Below are 15,407 nucleotides of genomic sequence, written 5' to 3'. Positions count from 1 at the left end.
TGAATATAAAGAGGGGAGGCCAGGCTGTATGCAGCCTGTAGCCTCCCCGAGCGTTTCTGGACTAAGCATGAGAATACTGATCATTGGCCCCAGCTGGGTCGGCGACATGGTGATGGCGCAGACCTTGTTCCAGTGCCTGAAACAGCAGCACCCCGACTGCGTGATCGACGTGCTGGCGCCCGAGTGGAGCCGGCCGATCCTCGAACGCATGCCCGAAGTGCGCCAGGCCTTGAGCTTCCCGCTTGGCCACGGCGCGCTGGAGCTGGCCACGCGGCGGCGCATCGGCAAGTCCCTGGCCGGCGAGTACGACCAGGCCATCCTGCTGCCCAACTCGCTGAAGTCGGCGCTGGTGCCGTTCTTTGCCGGCATCCCCAAGCGTACTGGTTGGCGCGGCGAAATGCGTTTCGGCCTGCTCAACGATGTGCGCAAGCTGGACAAGGCCCGTTACCCGTTGATGATCGAGCGCTTCATGGCCCTGGCCTACGCGCCTGGCACCGAGTTGCCGCAGCCATATCCACGCCCGAACCTGCAGATCGAGGCGCAAAGCCGTGAAGCCGCCATGGCCAAGTTCGGCCTGGCGCTGGATCGCCCGGTGCTGGCGCTGTGCCCTGGTGCCGAGTTTGGTGAGGCCAAGCGCTGGCCGGCCGAGCACTATGCCGCCGTGGCCGACGCGATGATCCGCCAGGGCTGGCAGGTGTGGCTGTTCGGCTCGAAGAATGATCACCCGGTCGGCGAGCAGATCCGCGACCGCCTGATCCCGGGTTTCCGTGAAGAGTCGTATAACCTGGCGGGTGAAACCTCGCTGGCTGAGGCCATCGACCTGATGTCTTGCGCCGACGCCGTGGTCTCCAACGACTCCGGCCTGATGCATGTGGCCGCCGCGCTGAATCGCCCGCTGGTCGCGGTGTACGGCTCCACCTCGCCAGGCTTCACGCCGCCGCTGGCCGAACAGGTTGAAGTGGTGCGCACTGGCATCGAGTGCAGCCCGTGCTTCGACCGCACTTGCCGCTTCGGGCATTACAACTGCCTGCGCTTGCTGGAACCCGGCAAAGTCATCGCCGCCCTGCACAGCCTGGGTGGTCCGAACCTGATCGATACCGTGGCCGAGGTCGACTAAGTGCGGGTACTGATCATCAAGACCTCGTCGCTGGGTGATGTGATTCACACCCTGCCGGCGCTTACCGATGCCGCCCATGCCATCCCGGGCATCCGCTTTGACTGGGTGGTGGAAGAAGGCTTCGCCGAGATCCCCAGCTGGCACCCGGCGGTCGACCAGGTCATCCCGGTGGCAATCCGCCGCTGGCGCAAGAACATCTGGCAGACGATCAAGAGCGGCGAGTGGAAGGCGTTCAAACAGCGTGTTCGCGAGCGCAAGTATGACCTGGTGATCGATGCCCAGGGCCTGGTCAAGTCGGCCTGGCTGACCCGCTACGTCAAGGCGCCGGTGGCCGGACTGGACCGGTTCTCGGCCCGTGAAGGCTGGGCCAGCCGCTTTTACGACCGGCCGTTGTCGGTCGCTGTTGGCCAGCATGCCGTTGAGCGTGTGCGCCAACTGTTCGCCATGGCCCTGGCCTACGACCTGCCCGAAGGCCTCGGCCAGTACGGCCTTGACCTCGACCGCCTGCAATTGCCACCGGCTGCGCCCTATGTGGTGTTCCTGCATGGCACGACCTGGGCGACCAAGCACTGGCCTGAAGCCTATTGGCGCGAACTGGCCGAGCGCATGGGCCGGCGCAAGCTGCAGGTTCGCCTGCCTTGGGGCAACCCCGCCGAAAAGGCCCGGGCCGAGCGCATTGCCCAGGGCTTGAACAACTGCCAGGTGCTCCCCAAATTGAACCTTGTCGGCGTTGCCCGTGTGCTGGCGGCGGCCAAGGCCTGTGTGGCGGTAGATACCGGCCTTGGCCACCTGGCCGCAGCACTGGATGTGCCGACCATTTCGCTGTTCGGCCCGACCAACCCAGGCCTGACCGGCGCCTACGGACGGACCCAGATTCATCAGGCCAGTGATTGGCCATGCGCTCCCTGCCTGCAAAAGAAATGCACCTACAAACCGAGCGCCGACGACCTGCGCCGGTTCGATCTGAAACGCGAGTGGCCGCTGTGCTTCACTCGCCTGAATCCCGAGCATGTAGCGAGCCGCCTGAGCGCGCTGCTGCTGGCTGAGGATGTTCGTTGATGCAACTGGCTTTCGTGCTTTACAAATATTTCCCCTTCGGCGGGCTGCAGCGCGATTTCATGCGCATTGCCCTGGAATGCCAGAAGCGGGGCCACCAGATCCGCGTGTACACGCTGATCTGGGAAGGTGACATTCCGCCGGGCTTCGAAGTGCTGGTGGCGCCGGTGAAGGCGATCTTCAACCACCGCCGCAACGAGAAGCTCAGCGCCTGGATGGCCGCAGACCTGGCCAAGCGCCCGGTGGACCGCCTGATCGGCTTCAACAAGATGCCGGGGCTGGACGTGTACTACGCCGCCGACGGCTGCTTCGAAGACAAGGCGCAGACCCTGCGCGGCGGCCTGTACCGTCGCTGGGGCCGCTACCGTCACTTTGCCGAGTATGAGCGTGCGGTGTTCGCCAAGGACGCCCATACCGAAGTCCTGATGATTTCCGAAGTGCAGCAGCCGCTGTTCATCAAGCACTACGGCACCCCGGTGGAACGCTTCCACCTGCTGCCGCCAGGCATCTCCCAGGACCGCCGGGCGCCGGCCAATGCCGCCGAGATCCGCGCCGAGTTCCGCAAGGAATTCAACCTGGGCGATGATGACCTGTTGCTGGTGCAGATCGGTTCGGGCTTCAAGACCAAGGGCGTCGACCGTAGCCTCAAGGCCCTGGCCGCGTTGCCGTCGGCGTTGCGTAAGCGCACCAGATTGATGGTCATCGGTCAGGACGACCCCAAGGTGTTCCAGCTGCAGAGCGCCACCCTGGGCCTGGGCGAGCAGGTGCAGTTCCTCAAGGGCCGCAGCGACATCCCGCGCTTCCTGCTGGGTGCCGACCTGCTGATTCACCCGGCCTACAACGAGAACACCGGCACGGTGCTGCTCGAAGCGCTGGTGGCCGGCTTGCCGGTGCTGGTGTCCAAGGTCTGCGGTTATGCCCATTACATCGCCGAGGCCGACTGCGGCCTGGTGTTGGACGAGCCGTTCGAGCAGGAGCAGCTCAATGGTTACCTGCAGCGCATGCTCGAAGACGGGCAGGCCCGCGCCTACTGGTCGCGCAACGGCTTGGCCTTTGCCGACAGCGCTGACCTGTACAGCATGCCGCAGCATGCTGCCGATGTGATTCTGGGGCAGGAGAACGCATGAAGCTGATAGTGGCCGAACCCTTCAAGCGCCTGTGGGCCGGGCGTGATGCCTTCGAGGCCGTGGAAGCGCTGCAAGGCGAGGTCTATCGCGAGCTGGAAGGGCGCCGCACGCTGCGTACCGAAGTCGATGGCGAAGGCTTTTTCGTCAAGATTCACCGCGGCATCGGCTGGGGCGAGATCTTCAAGAACCTGTTCACCGCCAAGCTGCCGGTGCTCGGTGCCGGCCAGGAATGGCGGGCCATCCAGCGCCTGCATGAAGTGGGTGTGCCGACCATGACCGCCGTGGCCTATGGCGAGCGTGGCAGCAATCCGGCCAGCCAGCATTCGTTCATCATCACCGAAGAGCTGGCGCCCACCATCAGCCTGGAAGACTTCAGCATCGACTGGGTCAAGAACCCGCCCGAGCCGCGCCTGAAGCGCGCGCTGATCGCTGAAGTGGCGAAGATGACCGGCGGCATGCACCGCGCCGGGGTCAACCACCGTGACTGTTACATCTGCCACTTCCTGCTGCACACCGACCGGCCGGTGACGCCGGAAGACTTCAAACTGTCGGTCATCGACCTGCATCGCGCCCAGACCCGGGCGAAAATCAGCCGCCGCTGGCGCGACAAGGACCTGGCCGCGCTGTACTTCTCGGCGCTGGACATCGGCCTGACAAAACGCGACAAGCTGCGCTTCCTGCGCGGTTACTTCCAGCGCCCGCTGCGGCAGGTGCTGGCCGAGGAGGCCGCGCTGCTCGCCTGGCTGGAACGCAAGGCGCAGAAACTCTACGACCGCAAGCAACGCTATGGGGATGCACTCTGATGGCGAGTTGGACACTGGCGCCAGGCTACGAACATCTGGCGTCGGACTTCGGCAGCCTCGATGCGGTCTTTGCCCTCAAGGGCGAACACCTCACGCGTGACCCGCTCAGCGAGGTCATCCGCATCGAGCGTGACGGGGTCAACTACTACGTCAAGCGCTATACCGGCGCCGGCAAGCACATGCGCCGCTACCTGGGCCGGCCACGCATCAAGGCCGAATGGCAGAACCTCAAGCAGTTTGCCAAGTGGGAGATTCCCACCGCCGAAGTGGTGGCCTGGGGCTTGGAACGCAAGGGCCTGGCCTTTGGCCGGGGTGCGATGATCACCCGCGAACTGCCACGTACCGAAGACCTCTCGGCGCTGGCCGAGCGCAACGATCCGCGCCTGGCCGACCGGCTCTGGGTCGACAAGCTGAGCCGTCAGCTGGCGCGCCACACCCGGGTGATGCACGAACACCGTTTTGCCCACAACGACCTGAAATGGCGCAACCTGCTGGTTGACGACCTGGGCACGCTATTCTTCATCGACTGCCCGACGGGCGACTTCTGGCGTGGCTTCATGTGGCGCCACCGCATGATCAAAGACCTGGCCTGCCTGGACAAGGTTGCCAAATATCACCTGTCGGCGACCCAGCGGCTGCGTTTCTACCTGCAGTACCGTGGGCGCCAGCGCCTGAATGTGCGCGACAAGCGGCGCATTCGCCAGGTGCTGAGCTTCTTCGAGGGAAGGGAATGACCGATTACCTGGCCAGCGCGGACCTCGCGCTGCTCAAACGCCATGGCTTGAACGACTTCGAAGCGCTGTGGGCGCTGCAGCTCGACGCCGTGGACGAACCCAACACCGGCCGCGGCGGCTGGAGCAGCGTCTATCGCCTGGAGCTCGAAGGCAAAGGTTATTACCTCAAGCGCCAGAGCGACTACCTGACCCGCACCTTGCACCGGCCGTTTGGCGAACCGACGTTCGCTCGCGAGTTCCGCAATATCAGTCGTTACCAGAAGCTGCGCATCCCGGCCTTGCAAGCGGTGTTCTACGGCGAGCGCAAGCAGAACGGCCAGCACCGGGCGATCCTGATGACCCGGGCGCTGGACGAGTGGAGCGACCTGGAGGGCCTGCTGGCCCAGTGGCCGCAGCTCACCGATGACGCCCGGGCGGGCATTCTCAAGGGCTGCGGCCAACTGGCGCGCACCCTGCACGGTGCCGGCCAGGTGCACGGCTGCTTTTATCCCAAGCACATCTTCCTGCGCCAGCGCCGCGAAGGCTGGGAAGCGCAGCTGATTGACCTGGAAAAGACCCGGCCGCTGCTGTTCGGCATGCGCGATCGCCTGCGCGACCTGGAGCCGCTGCTGCGCCGTGCCGGCGCCTGGAGCGAAGCGGACGTGCGCCAGTTGCTGGCCGCCTACCTGCAGCAGCCTGCCGACAGCGCCTTGGTCGGCACCTGGCTGCAACGCCTGACGCAACGCCGTCGTGAAAAAGAGGCCCGCTGATGCGCTTGTCCCAACTCAAAGACGCCGGGCGCAGCCCGTCTCTGCCCTTGAGCATCACCCTGGCCGATGCCGCCGGCACGGCTGACCTGCAATTGCTCAGTCTGCTGCGGGTGCTGCCCGGCCAGCGTTATGTCGGCGCAGGTATGTGGCGTGGTACCCCGGTGCTGGCCAAGCTGTTGGTCGGCGGCAATGCCGCACGGCACTTCCAGCGCGAACTCGATGGCGTGAAGCTGCTGGCCAAACAAGGCCTCACCACGCCACAACTGCTTGCCGACGGCCTCGAAGAAGGCGAGGGCGGCTGGTTGTTGTTCGAGTTTCTCGACGGCGCCGAAAGCCTGGCCGATGCCTGGGCAGCGGTGGAAAACCTGCCAGTACTGGCTGACGAACAGCACCTGGTGCTGGGCGAGGCCCTCACTGCCGTGGCGCAGATGCATGCCCAAGGCCTATGGCAGGAAGACCTGCACCTGGACAACCTGCTGCGCCACGGCGGCAAGCTGTACCTGATCGACGGCGCTGGCATCAAGGCTGAGACGCCTGGCCAGCAGCTTTCACGCCCGCGCGTGCTGGAAAACCTCGGGGTGTTCTTCGCCCAGTTGCCCAAACGTCTGGAGCCGTTCATCGAAGAGCTGCTGGTGCACTACCTGCTGGCCAATGCCGAGCATGCGCTGCCGCTGGAAGCGCTGCAGAAGCAGGTCGACAAGGTGCGCAACTGGCGGCAGAAGGACTACCTGGAAAAGGCCGGCCGCGAGTGCAGCCTGTTCAGTGTCGAGCGCAGCCTTTCAGGCCTGCGGGCGATCTGCCGCAACGAGGTAGACGCGATGCTGCCGGTGCTGGAGCAAGCGGATGCGCTGATCGACAACGGCCACCTGTATAAAACCGGTGGTGCTGCCAGTGTGGCGCGTATCGAGGTGAACGGCCGCAAACTGGTGCTCAAGCGCTACAACATCAAGAACACCGCTCACTGGTTCAAGCGCTTCTGGCGCCCGAGCCGGGCCTGGCATTCGTGGATCGAAGGGCACAGGCTGGCGTTTCTCGACATCGCCACGCCACGCCCACTGGCGGTGCTGGAGCAACGGGTGATGGGCCTGCGTAGCCGTGCCTACCTGGTCACCGAGTATGTCGATGGCCCGGACCTGACCGCGTGCTTCGCGCCCTACGTAGACAACGGTGACGCACCTGAAGAGCAGGTCGATGCGCTGGTACGCGTGATGCAGCAGCTGATCCGCGAGCGCATCAGCCATGGCGATTTCAAGGGGCACAACCTGTTCTGGGACAAGGGCCAGTGGTCGCTGATCGACCTCGACGCCATGTGCCAGCACGCCACCCAGCTCAGTTTCGCCCCGGCCTATGCCCGTGACCGGGCGCGGTTGCTGCGTAACTGGCCAAGCGGCAGTGCTCTGCATCAGCGGCTCGACCGGCTGCTGCCACGGTTGTCGGAGTAATCTACCGGCAGTGCCAGCCAGTCACTGCTGCGACCCGGTTGGCGCACGCGGATGCGCCACTGGCCATCCTGGCGGCGCAGTACTGCCCAGGCGTGCACTGCGCCCAGGGTATGCTCGGCCAGCACCAGATGGTAATGGCCGGGCAGCAGGTGCCGGCGTACCGGTAGCTGCCTGCCGGCCAGCTGCAGATAGAGTTGCCCGTCGTCATCGAACAGATCGGCTTCTGCCGTTATCGGCAGCCCATCACGTGCGGGCTGCAAGCGACAGTCATCCAGCACTTGCTGCAGGTCCGGTAGCCCGTCGTGCCAGAGCACGGGCGAATCGACAACCCAGGTCCCATCGCGCAGGCGCTTGAGTGGCAGTTGCAGATAGGCATCCGGCTGCCTGGGGTCGAGGGCCCGCCACCGATGGCCATCGAAGTTGACGTTGTAGAGGCGGCCTTGGTTGTCTTTGACGAAGTAGCGATCGGGGCCGGGTGTCTCGCTGATCTGTTCGTACACTTCCTCCCCATGCACGCCGTCGATACGGTAGCGCAGCTTGCTGATGTCGATTGGCGCTTCAATGGTTTTGGGCAGTGGTCGCGGCGGTTGCGGCGGCAGCCCGCGCAGCGCCCTGCGCATCAGCGTCGAGCCGGCGAAACTGTTGAGCCCGTCGGTGGTGTGGCTGAGCGCCGCGATGGCGTGGTGCAGGGCCGCTTCGTGGTCATCCCTGTGCATGGCGTCCAGGCCATCCCAGATGGAAATGGCCATGCGCCCGAATGCCAGGGCCGACATGGCGGGCGCAGGCAGCACCAGGCTGACCAGGTCGAGGATCAGGCGCAGCGTGGCCAGGCCGAACTCCCCCAGCACTTCGTTGTTACTGCGGCTGTTCGCATTGGCTTCGGCCATCAGTGCTTGCACTTCGGCCTTATAGCGGGCCTCGTACAAGTTACCGGTGATGAGCGGCCGCTCGACGTAGGGGCCCAGGCGCCCCTTGCGCATGAGTTTGTCGAACCGCTCGCCATCGGCGTGCGGCGCGCGTTGAATCAGGTATTGGCGTAGCGTGGGCGTGTCGCGCAAGGTCCGCAACAGCTCACGGGTGTTGCGAAACTCGCGCCAGGCGCGGCGGTCGGGAGCGTCGGGGGTGTACACCACCAGTGAATGGACACTCGCGGCTTCGGCATTGAGCAGCAGCACGCCTTGAAGGGTATGCCCTTCGATGAGCAACTGGCGGACTACGATGCGGTGAGTCTCGATGGTCGGGCGCCAGTTGCTGTTGGGGTAGTGGATGATCGCCCTGGCCCAGCGATAGCCCTGTTCCAGCGGATCTTCGAGGAAATGCTTGGCGTAACGGGCCTTGGCCGCTTCAGCGTGCATGCGTGCGCGGTTGATGTTGCCATGGGCTTGCATGCGCCATTGTCCGGCAAAGGAGTCGAGCAACTCATGGCGCAAATAGTGGAGGTAGCCACTCCCGGCATCCAGCTCGCGCACCAACTGTTTGACCTTCAGTGGCGTAAGCCCGGGCAGGGCGCTGCCGTCTTCGTGCTGGACCCGAGCAGTCAGCCAGTAATCCACATCGAACCAGGCGATATTGAGCAGCGCCAGTTCGTCGAGCCTGTAGCTGACCGGCACCAGCTCCACCGTGTCGCCGACGTGTGGCCGGCTCGCTGCGGCAACGTAACTCGACGGTTGCAGCGGATGCAGCAGTGGGCCTCTGCGTCGGGCAAGGGTGACATGGATGCGAATGTGTTCGGCGGGTGTGTGAATACCGTGCTCGCGACGAAGGGCTTGGCCCAGCCGATCGCGGACCCAGGCCAACAGGTGGTTGCGGTTGTTGAACTGCTCAAGGGTCAGGATGCCTGGCGCTGCTGCCTGGGTGATGGCTCCGGCGAGCTCCTGCAGGGTCTGCATGATGTGCGCCAGGCCACGCGCAGAGGCGTTGCGCAGCCAGCTTGGCAGGTGTTTTTCCAGCAGCAGGGCGTAACGGGTGGCCAGCGCGCGCTGGCTGCCCATCAGACCGAGCAATGCCTGCTGCTCGTTGAGCAAGCGCTTGACGTCCTCCGGGTCGGGCGCCTGATCTGGCTCCCATGCCCCGCGCCAGGCGAGCATCAGGCGCTGGCGCTGAACATCGATCAGGTCATGCGCCTGCTGCGCGACCATGTCCTCGGCAAACCATTCATACCGCAGGCGATCGGCCCGCTGGATCAACTGCCGGTCCTCCTGGCGCGGTAGCCATTGCAGCAGCGGCTCGCTCTGCAAGGGGTCGTCCAGGCGTTCGCACAATTCCACATGCAGATCGGCCAAGCTGGCAAACGCTTCGATGCCGTGCGAGAGGCTGCACAGCAGCGCTTTGCCGGTCCTTTCGCCTGGTGTTGCAGCTGTACCTGGCAGGCCATCGGCGATCAGCACCAGCGCGCCGGGCAGTGCTAGCCGGCGATTGGGGCTGAGGCTGCTGAATACCGGGCGGTAGAGCTGGGCGCGGTGCTCTGCGGGCAAGTGCTGGCGCTGCCAGGGCAAGGGTAACGCCAGGCTTGTGCGCAGCAATGCGATGTGGTCGTCATCGAGGGTCTGGTCGGCAAGGCGCAGTTCCAGCTCTGCCAACATTTGTTCATGACGTAGTTGTTGCAGGCGCTGCTGGCGGGTCTGGCCGCTTTCGTCCGCCTCGCTCCAGAACAGCGCCAGGTCACCGAAAAAGCGCTGGCGCAGCGCTGTTGGCGCGAGCCCGGTGGCCAGCTCGGGCTGGCCTCGCTGCAGCTCCGTGATCTGGGTGTCCAGCGCTTCAAGGCGTTGTAGAGGGGTCATGCTTTGGCTCCAGGGGCAAAAGGAGCCAAGCCTGCGGGTAGGGCGCAGCGTGCCGGTGGTAACCCGTTATCGTCGACGCCGGGGCCAGAAGCCACTCAGGCCCAATACGGCCGAGAGGCCCAGGCCGAGCCAGGCGAGGCTGTCCCAGAAGCCGTCGCCAAGCAACGCGGCGAACAGCCCGGCGGCGCTGAGCAATGCAATGAGCGCTGGCCAGGCGAAAATACGCCGGGTCGATTGCGATTTGTGGCTCATGCTCGGGCCTCCCTGGGTCTGCGGTGTTTGCCCCACCACAGGTACACGCCGCTGCCCAATACGATGATGGTCAGGACGTCGAGCACCGCCCAGAGAATCTGCATTGGCCGGCCACCGTAATCGCCGAAATGCAGCGGCTGCGAAAGGCCCATGGCGTCCATGTACCAAGGGCGTTCGCCGACGGCGGTCAGATCCAGAGTGCGGGCGTCGATCAGCACAGGTGTGAACAGGTGCGCGCTCAGGTGCGTGGCACCGTTCATGAACACTGCGTAGTGGTGTTCGCTGGAGAAGCGTGTGCCAGGGAAGGCGATGAAGTCTGGGCGCATGCCGGGGGCGGCCATTTCGGCGATTTCCAGCAGGCGGGTGGCCGGTGCGCGCTCGGTAAGCGGTGGGGCGTCACGGTAAGGGGCGACCATGGCGGCCAGGCTGTCATTGCGCCAGGCCGCAATGACCAGATCGGACAGGGCGCTGATGACACCGGTCACACCCACGGTAAGCGCCCAGGCCAGGGTGACCACGCCGATCAGGTTGTGCAGGTCGAGCCAGCGCAGGCGGCGAGACTTTTCATGGCGCACGGTAGCGAAGTCGAGGCGGCGCATGAACGGTGCGTAGAGCACGGTGCCGGAGACGATCGCGACGACGAACAGCACGCCCATGAAGGCCAGCAGCAGCTTGCCGGGGAGGCCGGCAAACATGTCCACGTGCAGGCGTAGCATGAGCATCATGAAGCCGCCATTGGCAGCGGGCATGGCCACGGCTTCGCCGGTGCGGGCGTCGAGCATGAAGGTATGCGATGAGTTGGGTTCGGTGCCAGCGGTGGCGGCAGTGATTGCGAGCACGCCGTTGGGCTCGTCTTGTTCGAAGCCGAAGTACTGCACGACTTCGCCGGGGCGGTGCTGTTCGGCTTTGATGACCAGTTGTTGCAAGTCCAGATGCGGGGTGCCGGGCGGCATCTCACGCAGCTCGGGTGCGTCGCCGAGCAGGTGTTCGAGTTCGTGGTGGAAGATCAGCGGAAGGCCGGTGAGCGCCAGCAACATCATGAACACGGTGCAGACCAGGCTGCTCCAGGTGTGGATCACCGACCAGCGGCGGAGGGTGGGGCTTTTCATCACGGTACCGAATAGTGTCTGTTGGACCGTGGGGCCGCGAAGCGGCCCCCGTTCACTCAGAACTTATAGGAAGCACTGGCTACGACACTGCGCTCGTCGCCGTAGTAGCAGTAGTAGCTGTCGCAGGTGGAGATGTAGTCCTTGTTGAACAGGTTGGTCGCATTGACCGCCACCGACGCGCCCTTGAGGCTGGTGCTCAGGCGACCGAGGTCGTAGTGCACCGAGGCGTCGAACACGGTGTAGGCGTTGGCCTTGCCCAGGTAGGTGTTGGCCTGGTCGCCGTAGGTGTTGCCGGTGTAGCGCGCGCCACCGCCGATGCCGAAGCCGTCGAGCACGCCGCTGTGCCAGGTGTAGTCGGCCCACAGCGAGGCTTGCTGGTTGGGCATCAGCTGCAGGCGGTTGCCTTTGTAAAGGCCGTCCTGCACTTCTGATTTGGCCAGGGTGTAGGCGGCGGTCAGCTTGAGGTTTTCGGTGACGTCGGAAACCGCCTCCAGCTCCAAACCATGGACTTTCACTTCGCCGGTCTGGCTGGTAACGGTTATGCCGCCGACGTTGTTGGTGACCGATACGTTTTTCTGGGTCAGGTCATACACGGCTGCCGACAGCAAGGTGTTGGAGCCCGGTGGCTGGTACTTGACGCCCAGTTCCCACTGCTTGCCCTCGGTAGGCTTGAACGACTCGAAAGCGGACACGGCAGCGTTGCTGGACGGCTGGAACGACTCGGCATACGACAGGTACGGCACGAAGCCCGAGTCGAACACGTAGCTGATGGCCGCGTTGCCGCTGAATTTCTTGTCGCGCTGGGTATTGGTGGCATCGCCCTGGTTGAGGAACTTGGTGCTGGTGTGCACCCAGTCTTCACGACCACCCAGGGTCAGGCGCCAGTTGCCCAGGGCCATCTGGTCTTGGGCGTACACACCGGTCTGGTAGGTCTTCTGGTCATAGTCGTAGAACGCTGTCGAGCGGTCCGGGCGGGTGATCGGTACGCCGTAGACCGGGTTGACCACGTTGCTGTCCGGCACGTTGAAGCCGAAGATCGACAGGTAGTTGGTGTTGACGCGCTGATGGTCCAGGCCCAGCAGCAGGGTGTGGGTAATGTCGCCGGTGGCGAAGTCGGCCTGGAAGTTGTTGTCCACTGCGAACTGGCTGATGTCTTCATCAGTGTTGGTGGACATGCGGCTGACGGTGCCATCGTCCTTCACCGGCGGCGTACCCGGGTTATAGGAGCCGGGGGTGATGGTCTGGAACGCCAGGTCCGTCTTGGTGTAGCGCAGGTTCTGACGGAACTGCCAGACATCGTTGATGCGGTGCTCGAAGGCGTAGCCCAGTGCGTAGTAGGTGCGGTCGTAGAACTCGTAGTCAGGGTCACCCAGGTTCTTGTGGTGCGAGATCTTGCCGAACGGCATGTCGATCTTGGTGCCCTGGATCGGCCGGAACTGACTGGTGGCGCCGGTATCGTCGCGGGTGAACTGGGTCAGCAGGGTCAGCGAAGTATCTTCGTCGATGTTCCAGGTAAGGCTCGGGGCGATGTTGTAACGCTTGTCGTCAATATGGTCGATCTGTGTGCCGCCATCGCGAATAACACCACTGACGCCGTACAGGAACCGGCCTTCGTCATCGATCTTGCCGGTGCTGGCGAAGTTGATCTGGCGGTGGTTGTCGCTGCCGTACTGCAGTTCGATCTCGTGTTCACTTTCGGCCTGCGGGCGACGGCTGACCATGTCCAGCAGGCCACCGGGTGGTGTCTGGCCGTACAACGAGGAAGCTGGACCGCGCAGCAAGGCCAGGCGGTCGAGGTTCCAGGTCTCGGCTTTGGGGTTGGCGTACACGCCGCGTGGCAGTGGCAGGCCATCGAGAAACTGGGTTGGCTCGAAGCCGCGCACGCGCATCCAGTCGTAACGGGTGTCGCTACCGAAGCTGGCAGAGACGATGCCTGGCATGTATTTCACGGCGTCGTCGAGGCTGTGCACGCCACGGTCGCTCATCTGCTGGCGGGTGGCCACCGAGATCGAGCGCGGTACTTCGACCAGCGCGGTGTCGGTCTTGGTGCCGGCAGCGGTGCGCTTGGCCAGGTAACCGTCGACCGGGCCCCAGGCGCTTTCGGAGGCGCTGGCGGCATTCACGGTGGTTTCTGGCAGGGCCAGGGCGCCCTCCGGCACGGCGACCAGGCTGTAGCTGCCGACGCTGCTCTGCTGCAGTTGCAGGCCGGTGCCCAGCAGGGCGGCCTGCAGGGCGCCAAGGCCGTTGTACTGGCCATTGACCGGGGCCGAGGTACGGCCGCTGACCAGCGCCGGGTCGATAGCCAAGGCGATGCCCGACTGACTGGCGATCTGGTTCAGGGTGCTGGCCAGCGGCGCGGCGGGCAGGCTGTAGGCGCGCGGTGCGGACTGCTCGGCGGCGAACAAAGCGGTGCTGGACAATGGCGCGGCCATGGCGATGGCCAAGGCCATCAGGCTGGGACGCAGGATACGATCAACGGCACGGGACATGCAGCGGTTCCTCGACGGATAAGTGCTAACTGCTTCCTTGCCGAGCGAGCTTCCAGAAGTGACAGGGGGAATCGGAAAAAAAGTGAGAATTATTTGAATCTGGCTTTCGCCTGCCCCGGCCTCTTCGCGGGCTCGCCCGCTCCCACAAGAATTTCCCAGTCTTCGAAGCCGTGATGTCCCTGTGGGAGCGGGCGAGCCCGCGAAGAGGCCGATGCAGGTTTACTTGGGAACGACGGTTACCCACCAAGGCGTATGCCGTTCGATCTTCACCGGCAACGCCGGCACCAGCGAAGCCAGCGCCAGGTCGGTGTCGGTCAGCGGGAAGCTGCCGGTCACGCGCAGGTCCGCCACTTCATCGGCCACGCCGAGGTGGCCGCTGCGGTAAGGGCTTAGTTGTTTCAGCAGGTCGGCCAGGCGCACGTTGTCGACCACCAGCATGCCGCGGGTCCAGGCATCGGCACCGGCTGCTACCGGGCTTATGTGGCCCAGGCCATTGCTGCTCATCAGCACTTGCTGGCCTTCGTGCAGCACCCGTTCGTCGCCGCTGTTGTGCGGCATGGCGGCTACCGACGACTGCAGGACCTCCAGGCGCGTGCCGTTGCCTTCGCGGCGCACCAGGAAGCGCGTGCCCAGCGGGCGCAGGCGGCCATCGTCGGTACGCACCAGCAGCGGGCGTGGGTCGTCGTGGCCAGTTTCCACCGAGATTTCGCCTTGGCGCAGCACCAGCACGCGCTGGTCGCCGTCGTAGTCGATATCCACGGCGGTGTGGGTGTTCAGGCTCAACAGCGTGCCGTCTTCCAGGCGCAGAGTGCGCAGCTCGCCCGTGGCGGTGCGCAGGTCGGCAAGCCAATAGCTGGGCGCCAGTGAAGGTGTGCCGAACCCGGTCAGTACAGCGCCGAGCAGGAACAGGCCGGCCAGCCCGCTGCCGGCCTTGCCTATGCGGCGTCGCAGGCTGACGCGCGATTGCAGCAGGGCCTGACGAGCCGGGCCGGCAGCGGCGCTGACGCGTTGGTCGAGGGCGCCGAGCTGGCGCCAGGCACGGGCATGTTCTTCGCTGGCGGCATGCCAGCGGATGAAATCGCTGCGCTCATCAGGCGTGCCGCTGCCATCGTCCAGGCTCATTTTCCAGGCAATGGCGGCTTCCAGCACCTGCGACGAAACCGGTGTGTTGTTCACGTCGGTTCCCCGTACAGGGCCACGTAGCACTGGCGCATGCCCTGTGCGATGTACTGGCGCACGCGCGACACCGAAACGCCCAGGCGTTCGGCGATTTCGGCGTGGCCCAGGCCATCCAGGCGGTTGTGCAGGAAGGCCGCACGGGCCTTGCTCGATAGCTTGCCGAGCAGGCGGTCGATGGCCTTGAGGTCTTCGAGGATCAGGTGCTGGGTTTCTGGGGAAGGGTGTTCGGCTTCGGGGAGCAACGCCAGCTCGGCCAGGTAGGCCTGCTCCAGCGCTGCGCGGCGGAAGTGGTCGAACATCAGGCCCTTGGCCACGGCGGCGAGGAAGGCTCGCGGCTCGCGCGGGGTGTCCAGCTGCTCACGGCCGAGCAGGCGCACGAAGGTGTCCTGGCTCAGGTCTTCGGCACGCTGACGGCAGGCCATGCTGCGCTGCAGCCAGGCGAGCAGCCAGCCGCGATGGTCGCGGTACAGCGAGCCGACCAGTTCGCCATGTGGGCTGTGGGCAGAAGACATGCAGCGTCCCCCGGAACGAATGCATTAACTAACGATAATTATTCGCGATTGTTGCAGA

The 15,407-nt window shown here is 64.7% G+C and carries 13 protein-coding genes; 7 read left to right on the top strand and 6 right to left on the bottom strand.

Annotated elements, in window-relative coordinates; genetic code table 11:
• Positions 1 to 67: 67 nt before the first annotated feature.
• From waaF to APH28_RS19615, 7 genes are read left to right on the top strand one after another with little or no spacing between them, the layout of a single operon-like run.
• Positions 68 to 1,117: a lipopolysaccharide heptosyltransferase II gene (gene waaF, locus APH28_RS19645; RefSeq protein WP_060512190.1), complete on the top strand. Its 1,050-nt coding sequence runs from the start codon at positions 68 to 70 to the stop codon at positions 1,115 to 1,117.
• A complete protein-coding gene (gene waaC, locus APH28_RS19640; RefSeq protein ID WP_060512189.1) occupies positions 1,118 to 2,176 on the top strand; it encodes a lipopolysaccharide heptosyltransferase I in 1,059 nt (352 codons plus the stop codon).
• Positions 2,176 to 3,300: a glycosyltransferase family 4 protein gene (locus tag APH28_RS19635; protein ID WP_060512188.1), complete on the top strand. Its 1,125-nt coding sequence runs from the start codon at positions 2,176 to 2,178 to the stop codon at positions 3,298 to 3,300. The genes waaC and APH28_RS19635 overlap by 1 nt, the downstream gene beginning before the upstream one ends.
• Positions 3,297 to 4,103 (top strand): lipopolysaccharide core heptose(I) kinase RfaP, encoded by an 807-nt coding sequence (gene rfaP / locus APH28_RS19630; RefSeq protein ID WP_060512187.1) that lies wholly within the window; start codon positions 3,297 to 3,299, stop codon positions 4,101 to 4,103. Before APH28_RS19635 ends, rfaP begins: the two co-directional genes overlap by 4 nt.
• On the top strand, positions 4,103 to 4,837 hold the full coding sequence (locus tag APH28_RS19625) for a lipopolysaccharide kinase InaA family protein (protein ID WP_060512186.1): 735 nt from the start codon (positions 4,103 to 4,105) through the stop codon (positions 4,835 to 4,837). The genes rfaP and APH28_RS19625 overlap by 1 nt, the downstream gene beginning before the upstream one ends.
• Positions 4,834 to 5,586: a lipopolysaccharide kinase InaA family protein gene (locus APH28_RS19620; protein WP_060512185.1), complete on the top strand. Its 753-nt coding sequence runs from the start codon at positions 4,834 to 4,836 to the stop codon at positions 5,584 to 5,586. Before APH28_RS19625 ends, APH28_RS19620 begins: the two co-directional genes overlap by 4 nt.
• Complete coding sequence (locus APH28_RS19615; protein WP_060512184.1) at positions 5,586 to 7,028, top strand: lipopolysaccharide kinase InaA family protein; 1,443 nt, start codon at positions 5,586 to 5,588, stop codon at positions 7,026 to 7,028. Before APH28_RS19620 ends, APH28_RS19615 begins: the two co-directional genes overlap by 1 nt.
• On the opposite strand, the gene APH28_RS19610 is transcribed toward APH28_RS19615, so the two are convergent.
• From APH28_RS19610 to APH28_RS19585, 6 genes are all read right to left on the bottom strand, one after another.
• Positions 6,989 to 9,808: a dermonecrotic toxin domain-containing protein gene (locus APH28_RS19610; RefSeq protein ID WP_060512183.1), complete on the bottom strand. Its 2,820-nt coding sequence runs from the start codon at positions 9,806 to 9,808 to the stop codon at positions 6,989 to 6,991. The two genes, APH28_RS19615 and APH28_RS19610, sit on opposite strands and share 40 nt — an antisense overlap.
• Positions 9,809 to 9,874: 66 nt before the next feature.
• On the bottom strand, positions 9,875 to 10,060 hold the full coding sequence (locus APH28_RS19605) for a hypothetical protein (RefSeq protein WP_060512182.1): 186 nt from the start codon (positions 10,058 to 10,060) through the stop codon (positions 9,875 to 9,877).
• On the bottom strand, positions 10,057 to 11,169 hold the full coding sequence (locus tag APH28_RS19600; RefSeq protein WP_060512181.1) for a PepSY domain-containing protein: 1,113 nt from the start codon (positions 11,167 to 11,169) through the stop codon (positions 10,057 to 10,059). The genes APH28_RS19605 and APH28_RS19600 overlap by 4 nt, the downstream gene beginning before the upstream one ends.
• Before the next feature lie 56 nt (positions 11,170 to 11,225).
• Positions 11,226 to 13,658: a TonB-dependent siderophore receptor gene (locus tag APH28_RS19595; RefSeq protein WP_060512180.1), complete on the bottom strand. Its 2,433-nt coding sequence runs from the start codon at positions 13,656 to 13,658 to the stop codon at positions 11,226 to 11,228.
• Between the two features lie 219 nt (positions 13,659 to 13,877).
• Entirely contained in the window at positions 13,878 to 14,834 is a 957-nt protein-coding gene (locus APH28_RS19590; protein ID WP_060512179.1) for a FecR domain-containing protein, read from the bottom strand.
• Positions 14,831 to 15,349: an RNA polymerase sigma factor gene (locus APH28_RS19585; protein ID WP_060512178.1), complete on the bottom strand. Its 519-nt coding sequence runs from the start codon at positions 15,347 to 15,349 to the stop codon at positions 14,831 to 14,833. Before APH28_RS19585 ends, APH28_RS19590 begins: the two co-directional genes overlap by 4 nt.
• Positions 15,350 to 15,407: the final 58 nt, after the last annotated feature.

The organism is Pseudomonas sp. NBRC 111124, assembly GCF_001320245.1.
Lineage (GTDB): Bacteria > Pseudomonadota > Gammaproteobacteria > Pseudomonadales > Pseudomonadaceae > Aquipseudomonas.
Note: the sequence above shows the minus strand (reverse complement) of the source record. Positions and strands in the feature narration are given on the sequence as shown.